The 21,916-nt window shown below is 74.3% G+C and carries 10 protein-coding genes; all 10 read right to left on the minus strand.

Annotated elements, in window-relative coordinates:
* Positions 1-95: 95 nt before the first annotated feature.
* The 10 genes from ACIQUQ_RS31615 to ACIQUQ_RS31660 all read right to left on the minus strand — a co-directional run bounded on the left by ACIQUQ_RS31615 (position 96) and on the right by ACIQUQ_RS31660 (position 21,505).
* A complete protein-coding gene (locus tag ACIQUQ_RS31615) occupies positions 96-827 on the minus strand; it encodes a 4'-phosphopantetheinyl transferase family protein (RefSeq protein ID WP_403982872.1) in 732 nt (243 codons plus the stop codon).
* A 7-nt stretch (positions 828-834) separates the two neighbouring features.
* Positions 835-2,268 (minus strand): MFS transporter, encoded by a 1,434-nt coding sequence (locus ACIQUQ_RS31620; protein ID WP_403982874.1) that lies wholly within the window; start codon positions 2,266-2,268, stop codon positions 835-837.
* Positions 2,269-2,310: 42 nt separating this feature from the next.
* Complete coding sequence (locus tag ACIQUQ_RS31625) at positions 2,311-2,616, minus strand: hypothetical protein (RefSeq protein ID WP_403982876.1); 306 nt, start codon at positions 2,614-2,616, stop codon at positions 2,311-2,313.
* A gap of 95 nt (positions 2,617-2,711) precedes the next feature.
* Positions 2,712-4,031 (minus strand): glutamate synthase-related protein, encoded by a 1,320-nt coding sequence (locus tag ACIQUQ_RS31630; RefSeq protein WP_403982878.1) that lies wholly within the window; start codon positions 4,029-4,031, stop codon positions 2,712-2,714.
* On the minus strand, positions 4,028-4,948 hold the full coding sequence (locus ACIQUQ_RS31635) for an asparagine synthetase A (protein WP_403982964.1): 921 nt from the start codon (positions 4,946-4,948) through the stop codon (positions 4,028-4,030). The genes ACIQUQ_RS31630 and ACIQUQ_RS31635 overlap by 4 nt, the downstream gene beginning before the upstream one ends.
* Before the next feature lie 131 nt (positions 4,949-5,079).
* A complete protein-coding gene (locus ACIQUQ_RS31640; RefSeq protein ID WP_403982880.1) occupies positions 5,080-6,408 on the minus strand; it encodes a methylaspartate mutase in 1,329 nt (442 codons plus the stop codon).
* Entirely contained in the window at positions 6,405-6,845 is a 441-nt protein-coding gene (locus ACIQUQ_RS31645) for a cobalamin B12-binding domain-containing protein (RefSeq protein ID WP_403982882.1), read from the minus strand. The genes ACIQUQ_RS31640 and ACIQUQ_RS31645 overlap by 4 nt, the downstream gene beginning before the upstream one ends.
* Before the next feature lie 157 nt (positions 6,846-7,002).
* Complete coding sequence (locus ACIQUQ_RS31650; RefSeq protein ID WP_403982884.1) at positions 7,003-7,209, minus strand: MbtH family protein; 207 nt, start codon at positions 7,207-7,209, stop codon at positions 7,003-7,005.
* Positions 7,209-14,447 (minus strand): amino acid adenylation domain-containing protein, encoded by a 7,239-nt coding sequence (locus ACIQUQ_RS31655; protein WP_403982886.1) that lies wholly within the window; start codon positions 14,445-14,447, stop codon positions 7,209-7,211. Before ACIQUQ_RS31655 ends, ACIQUQ_RS31650 begins: the two co-directional genes overlap by 1 nt.
* 212 nt (positions 14,448-14,659) lie before the next feature.
* The gene (locus ACIQUQ_RS31660; protein WP_403982888.1) at positions 14,660-21,505 is read right to left on the minus strand and encodes a ricin-type beta-trefoil lectin domain protein; all 6,846 of its coding nucleotides are present in this window, start codon (positions 21,503-21,505) and stop codon (positions 14,660-14,662) included.
* Positions 21,506-21,916: the final 411 nt, after the last annotated feature.

Consider the following 21,916-nt stretch of genomic DNA (forward strand, 5'->3'; position numbering starts at 1 on the left):
CGGCTGAACCGACAGCCGCACAACTGAACAACGGCCCATGAGGGGGCCGGAGGAAGCGACCGAAAGGTCCGCTCCCTCCGGCCCCCTCCGCCGTTTCACGGCAGTTCGAGGGCGACCGCCGCGCAGTGCCCGGCCGGCACCGCCACGTCGCTCAGCGACCAGCCGGGCGGATGCGACGGCACCGGGCCCGAACCCACGTAGTCCGCGGCCGGGTTCTCCGACAGCCCGATGCCCAGGCCCTTCAGGTACGCCTCCTTGCGCGTCCACACCCGGGTGAAGGCCAGGGCCCGCTCCCCGGGATCCAGCAGCGCCAGCTCGGCGGCCTCCCGCGGGTGCAGCACGTCGGCCGTCTCCGCCACCGTGGCCGGCGGCGGCACCGCCTCCACGTCCACCCCCACCGGGGTCGCGGCGAAGGCCAGCAGGCTCAGCCCGGCGCAGTGCGAGAGGGAGAAGTGCAGGGCGTCGCCGGGCAGCACCGGGCGGCCGTGCGGCTCCGCGCAGTGCGGGCACGGCGCACGGGAGACGGACACCCCGCGCGGGGCCAGCCCGAGGTACGCGCCGAGCAGCCGGCGCAGCGCGACGTGCGCGCAGACGTACGCGTCCCGGTCCTCGGCCCGTAGGAACCCGGCCGCGCGGGCCAGTTCCTGGGGGTCGAGGGTGGCGGGCGCCAGCCGCGCCGAGGACTCGCGGTGCACGGCGGTCTCGACCAGCCACACCTGCGGTGCCGCCCCCGCCCCGGGGACCGGGGGCGGGGCGACGTACAGGGCGGCGAGCGGGGTGGGGGGCAGGGGAGCCCGGGGCTCGGGAGGGGCGATCACACGTGACATTGCAACCTCACACGGATGCGGGGGAGGGGCTGACGAGTACGGCTCCGGAGGCGTCGGCGGCAGCGGGCGCGCCCTCGGCAGGCGCCTGCTGGGCGGTTGCCGCGCCGGCGTGCGCCTCCCCGGCCGGTGCCTTCTCCGCCGGTGCCTGCTCGGCCGGTGCCTGCTCGGCCGGTGCCTGCTCGGCCGGTGCCTGCTCGGCCGGTGCCTGCTCGGCCGGGACCGGGTGGCGCAGCGCCAGCAGCGCGGCCACCGGCGAGACGAAGGCCACCGTCCCGCAGATCAGCCAGGTCGTCTGCACGCCCAGCACCAGCGCCAGACTGCTGAACACCGCGATCGACAGCGGGGCCGTGCCGATGCCGGCCAGCGACAGCGTGGACATCGCCGCGCCCATCCGGTCCTCGGGCGCCGCCTGCTGGTACACCGTCACCAGCGCCGGCCCGTTCAGCCCGGACAGCAGCCCCACCAGGGCGGCCACCACGGTCAGCGAGACCACCGACGGCATCAGCGCCATCACGAGGATGCCGACCGCCAGGCCGGCCCCGGACACCACCAGCCGTACGAACAGCGAGATCCGGTGCGCCAGCACCGCACCCAGCGCACTCGACCCCAGCGCGCCCACGCTGAACGCGGCCAGCACCACGCCCACCGCGCCGACACCCCAGCCCCGCTCGTCCACCAGCAGCGGCAGCGCCACCTCGGCCGGCCAGCCGAAGGCCAGGTCCAGGCAGAACGAGGCCACGAACATCCAGCGCAGCCGCGGGTGCCGGGCCAGCAGCCGGAACCCGTCCCCGGACCGCTTCACCATCGACACACCCGGCTCGGGGTCGGGCCGCCGGAAGCCGTGCGTCACGTACAGCAGGCAGCCGAGCCACACCAGGCCGGTGACCGCGGCCACCGCCAGCGCCACCCACAGCTCCCCGACCGTGATCAGCCAGGCGCCCGCGGGCGCCCCGAGGATCGGCGCGATGCGCAGCACCATCGCGTACAGGGAGTTGGCGCGGGCCAGGTGCTCCGGAGCCGCGAGCTGCGGCATCAGCACCCCCGAGGCCGGCCCGGCCAGCCCCAGCAGCGCACCCTCCACCAGGGCGACCAGGGCCAGCGGCCACAGCAGGTCCGTCGACGCGGTGATCACCGCGCCCGCGGCGAGCACCGCGACCCGGGCGGTGGTGGTGCGCAGCAGCACCCAGCGCGGGCCGAGGACGTCGGCCACGGCCCCGCCGAAGACCAGCATCAGCGCCCTGGGCACGGTGGCCGCCAGCATCAGCAGGGTGACGGCGCCGGTGCCGCCGATCTGCACCGCCGTCCAGTTCATGGCGATCAGCAGGGCGAAACTGCCCAGCTGTACGGCGGCCTGACCGCCGACGAGCGAGCCCACCTTCCCCCAGTGGAGGGTGGCCGGGCGTGCGGAGCTGTCCATCGAGTACCTGCCTGGTTCTGTCATCGGGAGAGGGAAAGACCAAAGGTGGAGAGGGGGTCCGGGGGCTCAGGGCGCGGCGGAGCGCACCCGTGCCACCCCGGGGCCGCCGCGGAGGGCGGAGGTCACGGCGAGCGCGGCGGCCCGCCGCCGGGCCGCCGCCGAGGGGCGGCCCGTGGTGCGCAGCTCCAGCAGCCCGCCCAGGTACGGCCGCCCGTGCGCGGCCAGCGCCCGCAGGGCGGCCGCACCGCAGCCGGCGCCCGCGGGGGCCGGCCGGACCTCCACGCCCGGCAGCGGCCCGAAGGTGAACCGCGCCAGCACCTGTCCGTGGCCTCCGGCCGGGGTCCGGCTGCGGTCCGCCCGGCCGGGACGCACGGGGCCGGACCCCCCTGAGCGGCCGGCGCCCCGGCACCGCGGCCGCCCCGACGCGCCCCGGCAGGCCCCGGCCGGCCCGGGCGCGGCGCGCCGGGTCACGGCGCGCTTCCCGTCTGCGCGGGGGCGGCGTGGCCCGCCGCGCCCTCCCCTTCCGGAACGGCCACCCGGGGCGGTACCGGAGGGGCGCCCGGCCACCACAGGTCCGCCGGGTCCAGCGCGTCCGTGCGGTACTTGCCGAGCGCGCCCGTCAGCAGACGGAGTTCCAGCGCCAGCGCCCCGGCCAGCCGGACCAGGCCCGCCTCGGGGTCCTCGTCCACGGCGATCAGTGCCGCCCGGCCCAGGCCCACCGCCCGGGCGCCCAGGGCCAGCGCACGTACCGCGCGCCCGCCCTCCCACATCCGGCCCGAGGCCAGCAGACAGCCCGCCGGCCGGCCGATCCGGTGCAGGCACTCCGCGAGGCTCAGCCCGACCTGGTCCAGGAAGACCCGGGGTGCCCAGCCGGTGCCGCCCTCCGCGCCGTCCACCGTCACCGCGTCCGCGCCGGCCGCCCAGGCCGTGGCCGCGGCGTCCGCCACGTCCCGGCCCGGGTGGAACTTCACCCAGGTCCTGGCCTTGGGGAAGTTGTTCCGCATGAACCGCAGCTGCTGGCGCACGATCTCCTGCGTGAAGGTCCCGGCCGTGGCGCAGCGCAGCCGGTGCTCCGAGCCCTCCCCGAAGACCTCCCGTACGTCGAACCGCCCGGCCAGCCGCTCCGCCTCCGCCGCGCCGACCACGGTCATCCCGCCGAGCCCGGGCTTCGCGCCCTGCCCGGTCTTCAGCTCGAACGCGAGCCGCCCCGACTCCAGCAGCGGCCGGGTCCCCGGGTCGCTGTAGACGAGGTTCCACACCTCCGAGTCGGCGTCCTCCGTGGACTGCTGCACCACGACGCCGCCCACACCGTCGGGCAGTTCCTCCGCGTACGCGGCGATCCGCGCCAGCAGCGCCGAGCGGACGGCCCCGTCCCCGCGACGGTAGCCGTGCACCGGCACCATGTTCTCGCCGATCACCATCGGGATGCCGAGCCGCGCCGCCTGGCGCGAGGCGGCCACCCCGAGGTCCCCGCTGCCGGCCCGGGTGGACCCGAACGCCGAGAGGTACAGCGGCAGTTCGGAAGCGAACCCGCCGATGCCGGTGCGCAGGTCCACGTCCTCGTACCCCGGCTCGCGGCCCAGCTCGATCAGCTTCTCCAGGCGCAGCGGCATGAACACCGGCGGCGCCAGCCGCGCCCGGTCCAGCTCGTCGTACGCGTACGTCTCGCGCGCCCCGAACAGCTCCTCGCCGTACGCACCGGCCGCCGGGAACACCTCCGCCGTGCCGTGCCGGGCCCGCGCGCGCACCTCGTGCTCGGGGAACCCGGCCGCCCGCAGCCCGCTCACGGCGCCACCACCCCCGGGAGCTTCGGGTACGCGCTGACCTGCCAGAGGGCGTCGAGCCCCGTCAGGTAGCGGACCAGCCGCTGCACGCCCATGCCGAACCCGGCGCTCGCGGGGATGCCCTCGCGGGCCAGGTCCAGGTACCAGGCGTACTTCGCCGGGTTCTCCCCGCTCTCCCGCATCCGGGTGACGATCGTCGCGTAGTCCGCCTCGCGCTCGCTGCCACTGACCAGCTCGCCGTAGCCGCCGTGCGCGATCAGGTCGAAGTTCCGCAGCACGCCCGGGCGTTCGGGGTCCTCGCGGTCGTAGAAGCCGCGCGAGCCCTTGGGGTAGTCCTCGATGAAGAACGGCCGGTCCGCCTCCAGGGACAGCAGCCGCTCGCCCGCCCAGTCGATCTCCGCGTCCGGGCTCTGGGCGTGCCCCCGGCCGGCCAGCCGCGCCACCGCCTCCCCGTGCGTGCAGGTGTCGAACTTCCCGGCCAGCAGCTCGGCGAAGTCCATTTCGTCGCGGCCGAGTTCGCGCAGCACCTCCGGCACGGCCGCCCAGACGTGCCGCACCACGTGCGTCAGCAGTCCGGCGGCGACCTCCTGCGCGTCGCGGCGGCTGCCGCCCGCCAGCTCCACGTCGATCTGGTGGAACTCCACCAGGTGCCGGCCGGTGCCCGCGGTCTCCGGCGGCTCCACCCGCACGTTCGGCGCGATGTAGAACAGCTTCGGGAAGCCGCGCAGCGAGGCCTGCTTGTACAGGATCGCGCTGGTCATCAGCTTGTACGGGTGCCCGTAGTAGTCCACGTCCAGCGCCTTGGCGCCGCGCCCGCCCGGGTCCGTGACCGGGCCCACCAGCGGCGGCAGCAGCTCCGTGAACCCCTCGCCGCGCAGGAACGCGCGGGCCGCGAACAGCGCCTCCTGCTGGACGAGCATCGCCGCCCGCAACCGGGGCGAGCGCAGGTGGGCGCCCAGCGGCAGCGGTCCCGCACCCGGGTCCTCGGCCCGGCCCTCGGCCCCGCTCCCGGCCTGGCCGCCGGTCTGGTCCTCGTACGACTCCTGCATGGTCAACTCCCTGAATCCGTCGGTGAAGTGGTCTCTCGGTCGAAGCGGGTGGCGACGCCGTGCACCGCCGTGAGCAGCCGGTCCGCGGTCATCGCGGTGCGTCCGCCGGTCACCGCCGACGGCGCGACCGGCATCGCCCCGGCCGCCGACCAGCGCAGCCGCCCGTCCCCGTCCACGAAGCTGCGGGACCGGCCCGCGTTGTCCGGGTGCAGGCAGTACGGGACGTCCAGGTGGCCCCGGGCGAACGCGGTGCGCAGGGCCCGGCCCGGTTCGGGGGAGAGGGAGAGCACCGCCTCCACGAGGGCCCGCGCCTCCGCGTACACCTCGCTGTCGGTGAACTCGTCGCCCTCCGGGGGCCGTTCGGTGCGGGCCGCGGTGGCGGCCGCCGTCTCCAGGGCGCGCACGTTCTCCGCGACGGTCGGGATCCGGTGCGCCTCCGCGGCCGTCTTGACGATCAGCCGGGCCGCGCCGGCCCGGACCGCCAGCCGCGCCGAGGCCTCCAGCAGCCGGACCGCCCCGCGCGGGGTGCGCGGGTAGACGCCCATGTACGTGTAGAGCACGACGTGCCGGTCCACCCCGGGCGGCAGGAACTCGCCCGCGAGCCGGCGCAGCGCGCGTACCGCCTCCGCGTCCTGGCCCGCGTCGGTCTGCTGCGCGTAGCTCAGCGAGACGCTGCGGATGCCGTGCCGGGCGAAGAACAGCCCCTCCAGCAGGCTGAGGGCGACCAGCAGGCCGGGCGGGCAGAGCTGTCCCAGCATGCAGCCGCCGAAGGTCTCCAGGTGCGGCACCCGCGGCGCGGGCACCAGGGCGGCCAGCAGCTCGCAGCCGCGTGCCCAGTTGTCCACCGACTCGGCGAGCGGGGTGCGGCCGTAGGGCAGGCAGTACGAGACCGGGCCGCCCTCCGTGGCGTCCAGGCCGGCCGCGGCCAGCGCCCGGATGATCGCCTCGGGGCGGGACGAGCCGTGCCGGACCTGAACCGGGAACGACGCGTCCAGCACCCCGTCGAGCAGGGCCCGGGTCTCGTGCCCGGGGTGGGTGGCGATGGGGTAGCCGTTGAGCGGCACGCCCTCCGCGAGGCAGGCCCGGGCCGCCGCCTGGTCGCCCACCCGGGTGTAGCTGTCGATGGTCAGGGTGCCGACGGAGGCGGCGGCGGCCCCCCGGGTGGCGGCCAGCCCGGCCCGCATCAGGGCGGGGTCGGAGAAGCCCATCCGGGGCTGCACCACCAGCCGCCCCCCGGCGGCCGCCGCGGCCACGAACCCGCCGAACGACGGCGCCTCCAGGGGCCCGGCCCCGGCGGCCGGGGCCGGCGCGGTGAGGGTCCCGGCGGTCATGCCGGGACCCGGGCCGGGGAGAGTGCCCCGGCCAGCGTGCCGACGTAGCCGCGCAGCGCCGTCACGTCCCCGTCGTCGAAGACCCGGTCCACGCCGGCGGCGGTGAGCCGCGCGGCGGCGGCCGGGTCCCTGACCCCGGCGACCCCGAGCTTCCCGCCGATCACCACGGGCAGGGCCGCCAGTCCCGGCTCGCGGCGCACCCGGGCCACGGCGGTCAGCCCGTCCCGGTAGCCGTGGCCGTTGACGCTGCTGATGACCAGCAGGTCCGGGGCGTGCTCGTGGCAGCCCGCGGCCAGCAGATCGCCCGGGACACAGGGGCCGAGGTTGACGACCCGGTGTCCCAGCTCCTCCAGGAAGAGCTGCAGGTAGACCAGGTTCCAGGTGTGGGAATCCGATGCCGTGCCGCTCAGCAGAATCTTCAAAATCCCTCGTCGCATGATGGAATTATCGGCGGCGGGCCGGAATGGGAGGGGAAGTTGGAGCGGCAGATAGCGGGAAGTCCCGCCCTGCCGGCGGGAAATGGAAAAGCCGTGTCCGCGGCGCTGTGGAAGCGCCGCGGACACGGCCCGCAAAACGATTTGCCGGGGTCGGGGATCAGGCGTACTGGGCGACGAGGCTCTTCGGCCGGATGTCCGTCCAGTGCTCCTCGACGTACGACACCGCCTCGGCCCGGCTGCCCTCACCTCGGGCGATCTCCCAGCCGGCCGGGATCTCGGCGAAGCCGGGCCACAGCGAGTGCTGGCCCTCCTCGTTCACCAGGACGTAGAAGGTGCCCTCGTTGTCGTCGAAAGGATTGGTCATCACTGGCTCCTCGTCGGGTAATTCTCGCGGGTGCGGGAAAGGGTCTGCAATTTCTCGGAAAGTGCGCGGCCGATTCGGGCGAGCGGTTCCGGCTCGCCCATTCTCGTGTGAATGGACTCGATGACGTGGTTCTCCACGGCACCGTCGACGTACGGAATCCAGTTGGTCACCAGGGCGTCCGTCGGCATGCCCGGTTCCGTCGCCGAGAAGAACAGCAGGTCGGTGGCGACCCGGCGCGGCGCGTACAGGTTCATGATCTCGGCGTGGTCGACCGAGGCCCCGATCACCGAGGTGATCTCCTCGTCGGAGAACCCGCCGAGCACCGGGTCCTGCGCCCGGACGAGCTCGATCAGGGCGCCCACGTCGAACGGCGCGTCCTCGGGCTCGTCCGTGTCGCCCACCAGCATGTCCCGCTTCTGCGCCGGGGTCATGGCCCGGCGGACCGGCTCGGTCGGCAGCAGGTGCACGTCCATCATCGCGATCAGCTCGGTGCGCTCGCCCAGCTCCGCGAGCCGGGCGGCCAGGGCGTGCGCCACGGTGCCGCCGAAGGACCAGCCGAGGAAGCGGTACGGGCCCCAGGGCTGCACCTGCCGGATCCGCTCCAGGTAGTCCTCCACCATCTCCTCGACGTTCGCCGGCGAGTGGCCGGGCTCGCTGAGGGCCCGCGCCTGGATCGCGTACAGCGGCTGGTCGGGCCCCAGGTGCTGGGCCAGGCCGGCGTACGGCCAGCCCACGCCCGTGCCCGGGTGGATGCAGAACAGCGGCAGCTGCGTGCCCCGCGTGCTGAGCGGCAGCAGCACGCCCATCGGGTCGAACTCGCCGCCCTCCTGCCCGTCCCCGCCCAGCAGGCCCGCCACCGTCGGCGTGCGGAACAGGTCCCGCACCCCGCGTTCGACGCCCAGCACCGTCCGCATCCGGCTCACCAGCCGCACGCCGAGCAGCGAATGCCCGCCCAGGGCGAAGAAGTTGTCGTCGATGCCCACTTCGGGCAGCCCCAGGATCTCCGCGAACAGCCCGCACAGCACCTCCTCGCGGGGGTTGCGCGGCCGCCGCCCGGAGGACGCCGCCCGCAGCTCGGGCGCCGGCAGCGCGGCCCGGTCGGGCTTGCCGTTCACCGTCAGCGGGATCGCGTCCAGGACCGTCAGCGCGGCCGGCACCATGTGCTCCGGCAGCTCCTCCGCCGCCCAGGCCAGCAGGGCGTCCCGGTCCACCCCGCCACCGCCGGCGCGCGGGACCACGTACGCGACGAGGCGCTTGTCGCCCGGCCGGTCCTCGAAGACCACCACCGCCGCCTGGCCCACGGACGGGTGCCGGGCCAGCGTCGCCTCGATCTCGCCCGGCTCGATCCGGAAGCCGCGCAGCTTGACCTGGCCGTCCGCCCGCCCGATGAAACGCAGTTCGCCGTCGGGCGTCCAGTGCACCAGGTCGCCGGTCCGGTACATCCGCCCGCCGTCCGCGCCGAACGGGTCGGCCACGAACCGCTCCGCCGTCAGCCCCGGCCGGCCGACGTAGCCGCGCGCCACGTGCGAGCCGGCGATGTACATCTCGCCCGGCACGCCCACCGGCACCGGCCGCAGCCGCTCGTCCAGCACGTGGATCCGGGTGTTGTCCATCGCCAGGCCCAGGAACACCCCGGGCAGCTCCCGCTCGGCGGTCTCGAAGCGCTGGTGGTGGGAGGCGAAGGTGGTCTCCGTCGGCCCGTACGAGTGCACGAGCACCGTGTCCGGGCAGTGGTCCAGCACCCGCTGCAGGGCCGCCGGCGAGGCCACGTCACCGCCCGTCCACACCTCCCGCAGCAGCTTCAGCGTCTCCAGGCCCTCGTCCGCCATGATGTGGAACAGGCCCATCGTGAAGTACGCCGCCGTCACGCCGCGTTCGCGGACCACCGCGTCCAGCTCGGCCACGTCCGTGCCGTCGCCCGGCGCCACGACCAGCTCGCCGCCGCCCAGCAGCGGCACCCACAGCTCGTACGTCGAGGCGTCGAACCCGATCGCCGAATGGACCAGCATCCGGCGGTGGTTGGCCATGTTCCAGCACCGGTCGGCGGCCAGCTCCACCACGTTGCGGTGGGTCACGCCCACGCCCTTCGGCCGCCCGGTGGAGCCCGAGGTGAACATCACGTACATCAGCGCGTCCTCGCCCACCTCGATCCCCGGGTCGTGCCCCGGGGTGCCCCCGGGGGCCGGGGAGTCGGCCGTCAGCACCCGGACGCCGTGCGCCCGCTCCTGCCGGACCGGCGCCGACTCCAGGTGCGCCTCCTGCGTCAGCAGCACCGACGCCGCCACGTCCTCCATCACCATCCGCACCCGGGCGTCCGGCAGCCGCGGGTCCAGCGGGACGTACGCCGCACCGCACTTGAGCACCGCCAGCGCGGCGGCCGGCAGGTCCGGGGTACGGTCCATCAGCACCCCGACCGCGTCGTCCCGGCCCACCCCCGCCGCCAGCAGCCGGTGCGCCAGCACGTTGGCCCGGGCGTCCAGCTCCGCGTACGTGAAGGTCTCGTCCCCGTAGGACACGGCCGGCGCGTCCGGGGTACGGCGGGCCCGCGCCGCGAACACCTCGTGCACCAGCCCGCAGGGGGCCGCCGGGGTGGCCGTGTCGTTGTACGCCGTCAGCAGCCGGTGCTCCTCCGCCGCGTCCAGCAGCCGGATGTCACCGATCGCGACCCCGGGGTCGGCCGCGACGGCCCGCAGGACCCGGGACAGGTGCTCCGCCAGCAGCGCGGCCACCGGGGCGTCGTACAGGTCGGTCGCGTACTCCAGCACCCCGGACAGGCCCGCCGGCGCGCCCGCCGCGTCCTGCGCCTCCCACAGCTGCACCGTCAGGTCGAACTTCGTGAACCCGCTGTCGAACGCCACCGGCGTGCCCGCCAGCGGCGAGCCCCCGTCGCCCTCCCCCTCGGCCGGGTGCACCTGGAGCACCACCTGCACCAGCGGGTGGTGGGCGGTGGACCGCTGCGGGTTCAGGTGCTCCACCAGCTGGTCGAAGGGCAGCTCCTGGTGGGCGTACGCCGCCAGGTCCGTGTCCCGGACCCGGCCCAGCAGCTCCCCGAACGTCGGGTCGCCCGAGGTGTCGCACCGCAGCACCAGCGTGTTCACGAAGAACCCCACCAGCCGGTCCAGCGCCTCGTCGTCCCGGCCCGCCACCACCGTGCCCAGCGGCAGGTCCGTACCCGCCCCGTGCCGGGTCAGCACGGCCGCCAGCGCCGCCTGCACCACCATGAACAGGGTGACCCCGCGCTCCTGCGCCAGCCGCGCCAGCGCCCGGTGGGTCTCCGCGTCCAGCGCGAACGCCGTCCCCGCGCCCCGGTGCGAGGCCTCCGCCGGACGCGTCCGCGCCCCGGTCACCTCCAGCACCGGCGGCGCCCCGGCCAGCCGCTCCTTCCAGAACTCCAGGTGCCGGGCCAGTTCACCGCCCGGCTCGTCGGCCGCGCCCAGCAGCTCCCGCTGCCAGAGCGCGTAGTCGGCGTACTGCACCGGCAGCGGCTCCCACTCCGGCGCGCCACCGCCCGCCCGCGCCCGGCAGGCCTCGGCGAGGTCGGCCAGCAGCGGCGCCGTGGACCAGCCGTCCGCCGCGATGTGGTGCACCAGCAGCACCAGGATCTGGCCCTCCGCCGGCCCCGCCTCCAGCAGCCAGGCGCGGAACGGGATCTCCCGGGCCAGGTCGAAGACGTGCCCGGTGGCCGCGTCGATCGCCGCCGCCAGGTTCTCCGGGGTGGTCCGCACCACGCCCAGCGCCGGCCGCGCGGACGCCAGCACGCTCTGGTACGGCCGTCCGTCGACCACCGGGTACACGGTCCGCAGCACCTCGTGCCGCGCGGCCACGTCGGCCAGCGCGTCGGCCAGCACCGCCGGGTCCAGCGGCCGGTCGAGGCGGAGCGCGAAGGGGATGTTGTACGAGCGGCTCGGCCCCTCCAGCTGGTCGATGAACCACAGCCGGCGCTGCGCGTACGACAGCGGCACCGGCTCGGGCCGCCCGGCCGGCACCAGCGCGGGCCGGGCCGCGGGCGCCGCACGGCCGGTCAGGTGCCGGGCCAGGGCGGCCGGCGTGGGCGCGATGAACAGGTCCCGGATGCGGGCCTCCAGGCCGAGGACCGCGCGGATGCGGTTGACCAGCCGGATGCCCATCATCGAGTGGCCGCCGACCGCGAAGAAGTCGTCCCCGGGGCCCACCCGGTCCCGGCCGATCACCTCGGCGAACAGCCCGCACAGGATCTCCGTGACGGCCGCCGGGCCGGACGCACCGCGCACCGGGCCGGGACGGGCGGTCCCGTCGCCGGCCCCGCCGTCGTGTCCGGCGCCGGAAAGGACCGCCGCACCGGACGCCGCAGCCCCGGCCGCCCGCTCGCGCCGGGCCGCCAGCCCCTCCGCGTCCGCCCCCAGCAGCTCCGCCGGGTCCGGGCGCTCCCCGGGCCGCCGGGCACAGGCCGCGAGCGTCCGTACGTACAGGTCGAGCAGCAGCCGGCCGGTCTCCTCGTCGAACAGGTCCTCGGCGTACTCGCACCACACCTCGACCCCCGCCGGGACGCCCGCGGCGTCGCGCCGCTCCACGCACGACAGGCTCAGGTCGAACTTGACCGCCGCCAGGCCGGTCTCGGCGAACCGGCCGCGCAGATCGCCCAGGGGGACACCGGCCCCGCCCTCGGAGCCGTCCCCGGTGCCGTCCTCCTGCTGGACCGTCAGCATCACCTGGAAGAACGGGTTCAGCGCCAGCGAGCGCCGCGGGCTCAGCCGCTCCACCAGCAGGTCGAAGGGCAGCTCCTGGTGGGCGTACGCGGCCAGGTCGGCGTCCCTGACCCGCTCCACCAGCTCCCCGAACGAGGCCCCGCCGGGCCCGCCGTCCCCACCCGACACGTCCGTGCGCAGCACCAGCGTGTTCACGAAGAAGCCGACCAGCTCGTCGAGCGCCTCGTCGCCGCGGCCCGCCACCGGCGTGCCGATCCCGAGGTCGTCGCCCGCCCCCGCCGCCGCCAGGGCCAGGCCCAGGGCCGTCTGGAACACCATCAGGGAACTCGCGCCGTGCTCGGCGCCGACCTCCGCCAGCCGCCGGTGCGTCTCCGCGTCCACCCGCCCGACCAGCGTCTTCCCCGCCCCGCTCGGCTCGGCCGGCCGGGGCCGGTCGAAGGGCAGCGCCGCCTCCTGGGCCATGCCGTCCAGGGCCGCCCGCCAGTGCGCCAGCTGCCGGCCCGCCATGCCGTCCGGGTCGTCGGGGTCGCCCAGCAGCTCGTGCTGCCAGAGCGTGTAGTCGGCGTACTGCACCGGCAGCGGCTCCCAGCCCGGCTCCCCGCCCGCCAGCCGCGCCCGGTAGGCCTGGTCGAGGTCGCGCAGCAGGGGCCTCGCGGACCAGCCGTCGGTGGCGATGTGGTGCAGCAGCAGCACCAGCGTGGCCGTACCGTCGTCGCTCACGAACAGACTGGCCCGCAGCGGCAGTTCGCGCGCCACGTCGAAGGCGTACGCGCAGGCCGCGGCGGCCCGCGCGGCCACGTCGCCGGCCCCGCACGTGTGCACCTCCAGCGGCACCGCCACCGCCTCCAGCACGTGCTGGTACGGCTCGCCGCCCGCCGGCGCCGGGTAGACGGTCCGCAGCACCTCGTGCCGCTCCGCCACGTCGGCCAGCGCCGCGGCCAGCGCGGCCCGGTCCGGCACCCCGTCCAGCCGCAGCACGAACGGCGCGTTGTAGCTCGCCGAGGGCCCCTCCAGGGCGGCCAGGAACCACAGCCTGCGCTGTGCGTACGACAGCGGGACCCTGTCCTCCTCGGCCGGCGGCTCGAAGGCGGGCGCGGCCTCCCGCACCGGCACCGCGTCCCGCTCCTGCGGCACCGTGTCCCGCAGCAGCCGGCGGTCGATCTTCCCGGACGCGGTCCGCGGCAGCGCCGCCACCAGCCCGAAGGCGCCCGGCACGGCGGCCGGCGGCAGCTCCGCCCGCACGTGCGCCCGCAGCTCCGCCGGCGTCACCCCGTCCGCCACCACGAAGGCCACCAGCCGGACGACGCCCTCCGCGGGCCGCTGCGCCACGACGGCCGCCTCGCGGACCGCGGGATGCGCCGAGAGCACCGACTCCACGGACGCGGGGTCCACCCGGTGGCCGTTGATCTTCACCTCGTCGTCGGACCGGCCCCGGAAGCCCAGCAGGCCGTCCTCCCGTACGGTCACCAGGTCGCCGGTCCGGTAGGCGCGCTCCCCGTCCAGAGAGGTGAACCGGCGCTCCGTCAGCTCCGGGCGGCCGAGGTAACCGCGGGCCAACCCGCCCCCGAGCAGCCACAGTTCACCGTCCACCACGGCCGCGCGCACCCCGGGCAGGGGCCGGCCGATGGGCACCGGGCCCCCGGTGTACCCCGACAGGTCGGCGACGGTGGCGACCACGGTGGCCTCCGTGGGCCCGTACGTGTTGAGCAGCCGCACGGCACCGGCCGCCCGCGACCACTGCGCCACCCGCTCCGGCAGCGCCGCCTCCCCGCCGATCACGACGGTCCGCAGCGCGGCGGGCAGTCCGGCCACTCCGGCGGAGACGGCATGGGCCAGCTCGTGCCAGTACGCGGTCGGCAGGTCGAGCACGGTGATCCCGTGCCGGGCGCAGCCGTCCAGCAGCCCCGGCACGTCGAGCATCTCGTCGTCGCGCAGCACCAGCGTGGCGCCGGCGCCCAGGGTCAGGAAGACCTCCTCGACGCTGGCGTCGAAGTGCAGCGGCGCGAACTGCAGCACCACGTCGTCGCGGCCGATCCCGTACACGGCGGTGGCGCCGGCGATGAAGTGGGCGAGGGCGTCGTGGCCCACGACCACGCCGTTGGGGGTGCCGGTGGAGCCGGAGGTGTAGATGACGTAGGCGTCGCCGGGGACGACGTCCTCCCGGGCCGGCAGCACCAGGTCCCGCTCGCCCGACGGCACGGGCACCTCGCCGGCCGCGTCGCGCAGGATCGCGGCGTTCCGGGCGGCCGGGGCGTCCGGGTCGAGCGGCAGGTACGCGGCACCGGTCCGCAGCACGGCCAGCAGGCTGACCACCGCGTCCACCCCCCGGCGCCGGTGCAGGGCCACCAGCCGCCCGGGCCCCGCACCGGCCGCGGCCAGCTCGTCGGCACGGAAGGCGACGGCCAGCGCCAGCTCGCCGTAGCTCATCCGGGTCTCGCCGTGCACCAGGGCGGTCCGCTCCGGGTCCTCGGCGACCCGGGCGGTGATCCGCTCCAGCGCCGGGGGCGCCGGGCGCACGGCGGGCCCGCCGTCCAGTACGTCGGTCGAGGGCATCGCAGATCCTCCAGACGGGGTGGGGCGAAGAGACCACGCGGCCCTCGCTGCGCCCACGGTAGGAACGCGGAACCGCCCGAACCGGCAGTGCGGCAGGCGGTTTTGCGGCGACCGGCGGCACCTCGCCCGGCCACCGGAAAAGGGGGAGGGCCCCGACCACTGACGTGGTCGGGGCCCTCCCGGGGGTACCGGACGGTGTCACACCGGGGGTGCTAGCCGCCCCAGCCGAGGTTGCCGTACCCGCTGACGGTGTTGACGTTGCCCTGCCCGCGCAGCTTGTACTCCTGGGCCATGCCCATCGCGTGCAGGGAGGCGAACGGACCGAAGTCCACGGTCCCCACGGTCGGAATCTTGATCTCCTCGTCGTAGTCGAAGTTCCAGTCCTTGAAGACCTGTACCTGGTACGAGACCTTGCCCTTCTCGACCGAGCCGGTCACGCGGTACTGCAGACCGCGCACGGCCAGGTACCAGTCGGGATCGGCCGGAGTCGCCGCGGCGTTCCGCCAGCCGGAGTCGAAGTCGTGGCGCTCCGTCATCGCGATGTCGGTCTCCCAGGACTTGAACTCCTGGTACAGGTAACTGTCCAGGCTCTCGGCGACGCCCGCCGAGTCCATCAGGGAGTCCACCTCGTCCGGGCCGAGCCAGAAGTCCTCACCCGTGTTCTCCAGGTAGTGCTCCAGCGTCCTGGCGAACACCGGCAGCTGCGTGCCCTTGGCCAGGACGATGAACTGCTTCAGCTGCATCACCGCATCGTTGTCCGCCTTCGATGGCTGGCGCCAGCGCCTGCCGGCGCCCCACGCGCCGTTCCCGCTGCGCCACGGCACGCTGTTGCTGCCGTGCGGCCGGCGCCGGACGGTGCTGTACATCGCCACCCCGTCCTCGTCGTAGCAGGTGTCGACGGTGCAGCCCGGACCGTGGTCGGGACTCCAGGCGGAGTTGTCGTTGTTGACGCTGCAGCCGTCGCAGAACAGACCGCTGTCGTCCTTCGCGTTCACCGGGTTGCTGCCGCTGTACGCGTAGCCGTTCCACTGCTGCGGGTCGTCCGGGTCGATGACCGGGTCCGGGTTGAGGAACCGGCCCGCCACCGGGTCGTACTGGCGCGCGCCGAGGAACGTCAGACCGGTGTTGTCGTCCTTGGTGCCGCCGACGAACCCCTTCTGCCCACCCCAGACGCCCGCCGCCGGCTGGGTGCCGCGCGGGTTGCCGAAGGGGTCCATCGCCCGGCGGGTGACCGCGAGGGTGTTCGCGTCGATGGTCAGGACGCCCGAGCCGTGGTGGTCGGCCTGCTGGATGGTCAGGCCGCCCGCGCCCACGCGGACCATGGTCAGCCCGCCCGGGATCGAGTAGGAGCGGGTACCGGTCAGGGTCTTGGCGACCGTGTCGTACGTCAGCTCGTCCTCGCCGAGGGTGACCGTGGTCTTCCCCGGGCTGCGGCGGACGATCGGGTCTCCGTTCGCGTCGTACACGAAGGAGGTCGTTCGGTCGGTCGCCGTCCACTTCTGGCCGGCCGGGACCGGGGTGCCGCAGTCCGCGAGGAGCACGTCCACGCTGTTGGTGGCGACGTCACCGGGAACGCCGATGCAGCGCCCCGACGCCGGGTTGTGGAGCGTGCCGTCGGCGCGACGGTTCCAGGTCTGCGCGGCGGAGCCGTCACAGGGCTGGTTCTGGATCGCGGAGCCGGCCGTGGTGCCCATCGCGGTCACGCACTTGTTGAACACCTTGAGCACGTCGCCGGTGAGCGAGTACCGCTGCCCGCCGCCCGAGTTGCAGGTGTAGATCTGGATCGGCTGCCCGTTCGCGGAGCTCGCGCCCTGGACGTCGAGGCACTTGCCGCCGACTCCGGTGATGGCGATCGCCTGCGTGAGCGTGTCCATCCGGTTGTCCGGGGTCCACGTGATGCCGGTGGTGCCGGTCTTCGACGTGTACTGGTCCACCGGGTTGCCCGAGCCGTCGTAGCGGTTGCTGCCCGACTTGTTGACCGTACTGCCGGTCTTGGTCGTGCTGGAGGTCAGCGCGTGCGGACCGCCGCCGCCCGCACCGTTGTTGACGGTGCCGGAGGCCGGGTAGGACTGCGTCGTAATGACGTCCTTGGTGGTGTCCCCGGTCAGGTCCTTGCTGGTGAACGCCGTGCGGTTGCCCGTCACGTCGTACGAGAACTCGTGCCAGTACGGGTTGCCGCCGCCGACCGTGGCCGCCGACGGGGTGGTGTTGGCACAGGCGCCCTGGTCGGAGGTCTGGCCCGCGCCGGGAGCGGTCAGGCCGCCCTTGTCGGTCCAGGCCGCCGTCATCCGGCCGAGGTGGTCCAGGGTGAAGCACTCCCGGTCGCGCAGGGCCGGGTTGTTGTCGGGCGTGTTGGTGACGGAGCTGATCCGCCCGGACTTGTCGTACGTGTACGAGGTCTGCTGGACCGCGCCGGTGACCGAGGTCTGCTTGTCCAGCAGCTGGCTCTTCAGGCGCCCCGTGGCCTGGTCGTGGTCCAGGGTGGTGACGACCTGCTTCTCGAACGGGTTGACCGTCGAGCGGACCACCCGGCCGAAGGCGTCGTACTCCGTCTGCACGTCGTACGTGGTGGCGCCGGCGTACTTGTAGAGCTGGCCGTGGTCGTTGTACCAGTAGTTCATGTCGTCGACCGGCAGCCCGCCGACGGCCGGCAGCAGCGCTGTCTTGCGCTCACCGGTCAGCTTGTCGAAGGTGCTGGTCGCCGTGTACGTGAAGGTGCCGGTCTGGCCCACCTCGCTGCCCGGGATGCTGATGCGCATGCCGGTCGCGCGGTAGCCGTTGTCGTAGCCGGTGACCGCGTTGGTGTAGGCCTGGCCCCCGGTGCCCCCGACGTAGCGGGTGGACGAGGCCGGCTTGCCCTTGCCGTTGGCGACCGAGTCGTACGTCCAGCCGACGAGCTGCTTGGCGCCGCTCACCGTGCCGTCGTACAGCCCGGTCTGCCGGTCGACCAGGTCGTACGTGCGCACGAGGGTGCGGCCGCGGCCGTCCTTGGAAGTGGCCAGGCGCCCGGCGGCGTCGTACGTCTGGGTGGTGCTGCCCGTGTCCGGCTCGGTCGCGGAGACCTGCCGGCCCTGGAGGTCGTACCCGTAGGACCACGAGTTGCCCGCCGCGTCCTTGCGCGTGGCGGCCTTGCCGTCCGGCGTGTACGTGTACGTGGACACGGTCGCGTCGGCGGCGTCGCCCGTCACGGTCGGGGTGCGGTACTGCCAGCGGGCCGTGGTGCGGCCGCGGGCGTCGAGCAGCACGCTGCTGGGCCAGGAGCCGGCCGGCGGCACGGTGTCCGTGCGGTCGGCGCCGGGGTAGGCGGTGGTGGTGCGGCTCTGCTCGGTGCCCATCGACCAGGCGGACACCACGGTCGCGCGTCCCAGACCGTCGTAGGTGGTGCGGGACTGCGCGGGGATCGAGGACTCCGACGCGCTCACCAGCGTGCCGGTCGGCCCCGAGTCGTTGTTGTACCAGGGCGAGTTCGTCACCCGGACCCGGCCCTGCGAGTCGTAGAGGCTGTCGCTGATCAGACGGCCCGAGTAGGCGGGGTTCGCCGGGGAGGCCTGGGTCTGCCGGTCCCGGCCGAAGCCGTCGAGGATCTGGACGCTCCGCATGTAGACGGGGGTGGTGCCGTCCTTCTTCAGCGTGGCGGTGGTCACGGTCGACGGGACCCCGGCGGCCTGGGACATCGCGTAGGCGAACGTCATGTCGGCGTTCGTCTCCGTGGCCGGGGCACGCCCGGGGCGCCAGACGGCGGTCACTCGCCCGAGGGCGTCGTACCGCAGGGTCGTGAGCTTGCCGTTGGGGTCCGTTTCGGTGAGCGGCAGACCTCGGCGCGGGTCCATGGTCCGGACGGTGTCCCACGTGACGGTCGACGGCTGGCCGGGGACGGAGGCCGACGAGGTCGAGGAGGCCGGCAGCTCACCGGTGGCGGGGGTGAAGCTGGTCTGGGTGACCGAACCGCCCGTGTGCTGGGCGTCCGTACGGGTCGGGTCCGTGACCGTCAGGACCCGGCCGTACGTGTCGTAGGTGCTGACCTTGGACGTGGTGAACTGGGGCGAGCCGTCGCCCGCGTACTGCTCCAGGACCTCGCTCCCGGTCGGGTTGCCCGCGGTTCCGGCCTGCCCGTAGGGCTTGCCGTCGAACAGGACGCGCTTGCGCTCGACCGTGTTCGCGGCCGTGGCGGCGGCGGTGCACGCGTTCGCCCCGGACACCTTCAGGGTCTCGGAGACGAGGTTCATGCGCTGCGGGTCGGTGGCGGCCGCGTACGTCGTGCGGGTGCACACGTCGGCGGTGCCGTCGGCCTGGTCGAGCTCGGTGTCCGGGCGGTTGCCGTGGGCCGCGTCGCCGACCGTGGTCTTCGTCGCCGTGGACCAGGTGCCGTCGGCCTTCTTGGAGCTGGTCGTGTCCGTCCGGGTGGTGAACGGGACCCGGGCGACCAGGTCGGGCAGACCCGTGCGGGTCTGGGTGGCCGTGGCGACCTCACCGCTGACGCCGGTGACGGCGTGGGTGGCGACCGAGCCGCCGGCCTGGTCGAAGGTCTCGGTCTGGAGCACCTGGCCCGAGAGCCATTCGTGGTCCGTGACCGAGCGGCCGAGCGCGTCGGTGAAGGTGGCGCTGCGCGCCGATCCGCTCTTGCGGACGTCGCCGTTCATGCCCTGCCGGTAGGTGGTCCGCACCTGGCCCTTCGGGCCGTCGGTGCCGCTGCCGGTGGTGGTGGTGACGGTCGCGAAGCCGCGGAACTCGCCCCAGGTACGGGCGTTGGACTCGGTGAACTGGCTGTCGTCACGGTGCCAGCCGGCGGGGCCGTAGGCGTAGGCGGTGATCTTCTGCGGGTTGCCGGTCGCCGTGTCGTTCTCGGTCAGGGACTTGACCGTGTGGTGGAGGAACCAGTCGAGGACCGGGGTCGCGCCGGCGACCGAGCCCGGAGGCAGCCAGCGCACCGGGTAGCAGGCCAGCGTGTTGTCGTCCTCGGCCGTGGGCATCACGTTGTTCACGCGCGAGCACGCGGGCAGGTTGTAGTCGACGTTGAGCACGCCGCCGGTCTCGTTGGCGATCTGCTGGATGCGCGGCCGGTACATGATCGGCGGCGCCGGGACCAGGTCGGTGCCGTCGACGCGGTTGGCCAGCATCGTCGGCGTGAACTTCACCGGCGGCAGTGGCACGTTGGGCGTCTCGGTCAGGCCGGTGCGCTGGATCGAGTCCAGCCACAGGACCTTCTGGCTGGTGGTGTCCAGCGGGTTCGGGAAGGAGTGCTTCAGGGCGTACGAGTCGACGCTCTTCCAGACACCGCCCACCCGCACCTCGGTGAGGACGGACGACAGCCGCTTCGTGGTGAAGTAGGTCGGCGCGTACCGGTTGCAGGTGCCGGTGGACTTGCACTCCTGGTCGATCGGCACGTCGGGCCACTTGGTGCTGTTGGCCGAGGTGCGCGTCGCCGGGTCGCAGGGAGTGGCGTCGGTGCAGCGCTCCACGACGGTGAAGGTCACCCGGGCGGCGGGCTGCAGGGCACCCTTGGCAGCCACCTGCTCGTCGAGCTTCTGGCCGTACTTGACCGAGGCGAGCGTGCTGGCGCGGGTGTACGCGGTCTGCGTGCCGGTGCCGTTGTTCTGGCCGCCGCCGCGGTTGTACCAGTTGGTCTCGGGAGCCCAGGTGTAGGTGGTGAGGTTCCCGTTCGGGTCCACGATGTGGTCGAGGGAGAGCCGCTGCCACATCAGGCACTGGGAGGCGTTGCCCTTGGCGGAGTCGTAGCAGGGGTCGCCGCTCTTGGGCGAGTAGACGGGAACGCTGGAGACGGAGTTCGTCGCCGGGTCCGTCTTGTCGCCGCCCGGCAGGTGGTTGACGCCGAAGTAGTAGACGGTGCCGGTCGGGTCGGTGACCTTCGCGTAGGCGCCGTCGCGCACGCCGTTGGCCGCGCCCGAGCCGAAGTCGATGCGCGTGCCGTCGTCGTTCTTCAGGCGCCACACGCCGGTGGCGGCGTCGTTCGCGCCGCCCGAACCGCTCACCCGGACCAGCGGCCCGGAGCGCGCGCCGAGGGAGAGGGAGGCGTTGTAGCCGCCCCAGCACAGGTCGCCGGAGTCCTTGATGCCGGCCTTGTCGCAGACCTTGTACGTGCGCTCGATGAAGCCGGGGTTGAGGTCCCAGCCGTCACCGATCCACGAGGCCTGGGAGTTGGTCGCCGACGTGCGGCCGTCGACCGTGGACGAGTCGTACTTCAGGCTGAGGTCGGGTGCCGCACCGCCGAGGGCGAGGGGGACCTGCAGCGCGTAGTCGTACGTCAGCGAACCGGACGCATTGCCGGAAGCCCAGGCCGAGGACGGGGTCAGCGCGGTGGCGGTGTAGTCGCCGCCGCCGCCCTTCGCCTCGGTCTCCGCGGCGAGCAGCATCGGGGCCGGGGCCGCGGCGGCAGTGGTCGCGGAGAACGCCGACCGGCTGCCCGTCGGGGCCGTGGGGGCGCCGAAGGACGGGACGGTGAGGTCCGTGGTCAGCCGGCCGGTGGACTTGTCGAAGCGCGTGGCCAGGGGAGTCCGTACCCGGCAGGCCGCCACCTGGGGGGTGGTCGCCGCACACGAGGGGAGGGTCACCAGGCGGCCGCGCGAGGCGAACGCGCCGCCGGTTGCCTGCTGGAGGGCGGCCGGGTCGATCCCGACGGTGACCGGGGTGCGGGTGCCGGCGCCCTGGGCGGTGCGCTCGGCGGTCAGGGTGAAGAGCAGCCCGTCGACCCCCGCCCTGCGCGCGGCCACCGTGTCGTTGCGGACGACGGTGACGGCGGGCGGCGCGGTCTTGGCGCCCTTGCCGGCGCGGGAGACCCACACCGGCAGGGCACCGGCCCGCGCCTGGTCCTTGCCGGTCGGCCGCGCCGTCCCGACGAGCCGGGTCACCGGGGCGACGGGGGCTGCCGCAACAGCCCGGGCGGGCACCGGCCGCGGCGGCTTGACCCGCTTGGCCGGGCCCTTGCGCTGGAGCGGCACGGAGGCCGTCCGCGGCAGCGGCGTGGTGGGCGGCCGCCAGACCTTGTCGAAGTCGGGCGCCGCCGCGCCCGCCGGCGGTATCGCCAGAAGTGATGTGGCCAAGGCGAGCACCATGGGGACGGTCACCCGTCTGAAGTGGTGTCGCCGAGAAAGATGCATGCCGGTGTGCGGCATCGTTCATCCCCCCGCAGAACTGGACGCCGTAGATCCGGATGATCACCGGCTCAAGCGGGGGAACTTAGCAGGCAGTTGATGGTCAAGCCATTTTGCAGCCACTTTTGAGATACGTGGCGAAGGTCACCCTCGGGCCAATTGATGACGACCTCAGGCAGGAAGGGCGGAATTGACCGCTCCGCACTTTGATCATGGGGCGACTTCCTGCCACAGTGCCCCGATCCGGAACCGGACGGTCCCGGGATCACATGTGTGGGGGGAGTGGACAGTCGCATGTCCAATGCACGAAGAGCCGGCCTGAGACGGCCGGTTTCGGCCAGTCTGGCGGCGGGAGTTGCG

The sequence above is a fragment of the Streptomyces sp. NPDC101118 genome (genome assembly GCF_044759445.1).
Classification (GTDB): Bacteria; Actinomycetota; Actinomycetes; order Streptomycetales; family Streptomycetaceae; genus Streptomyces.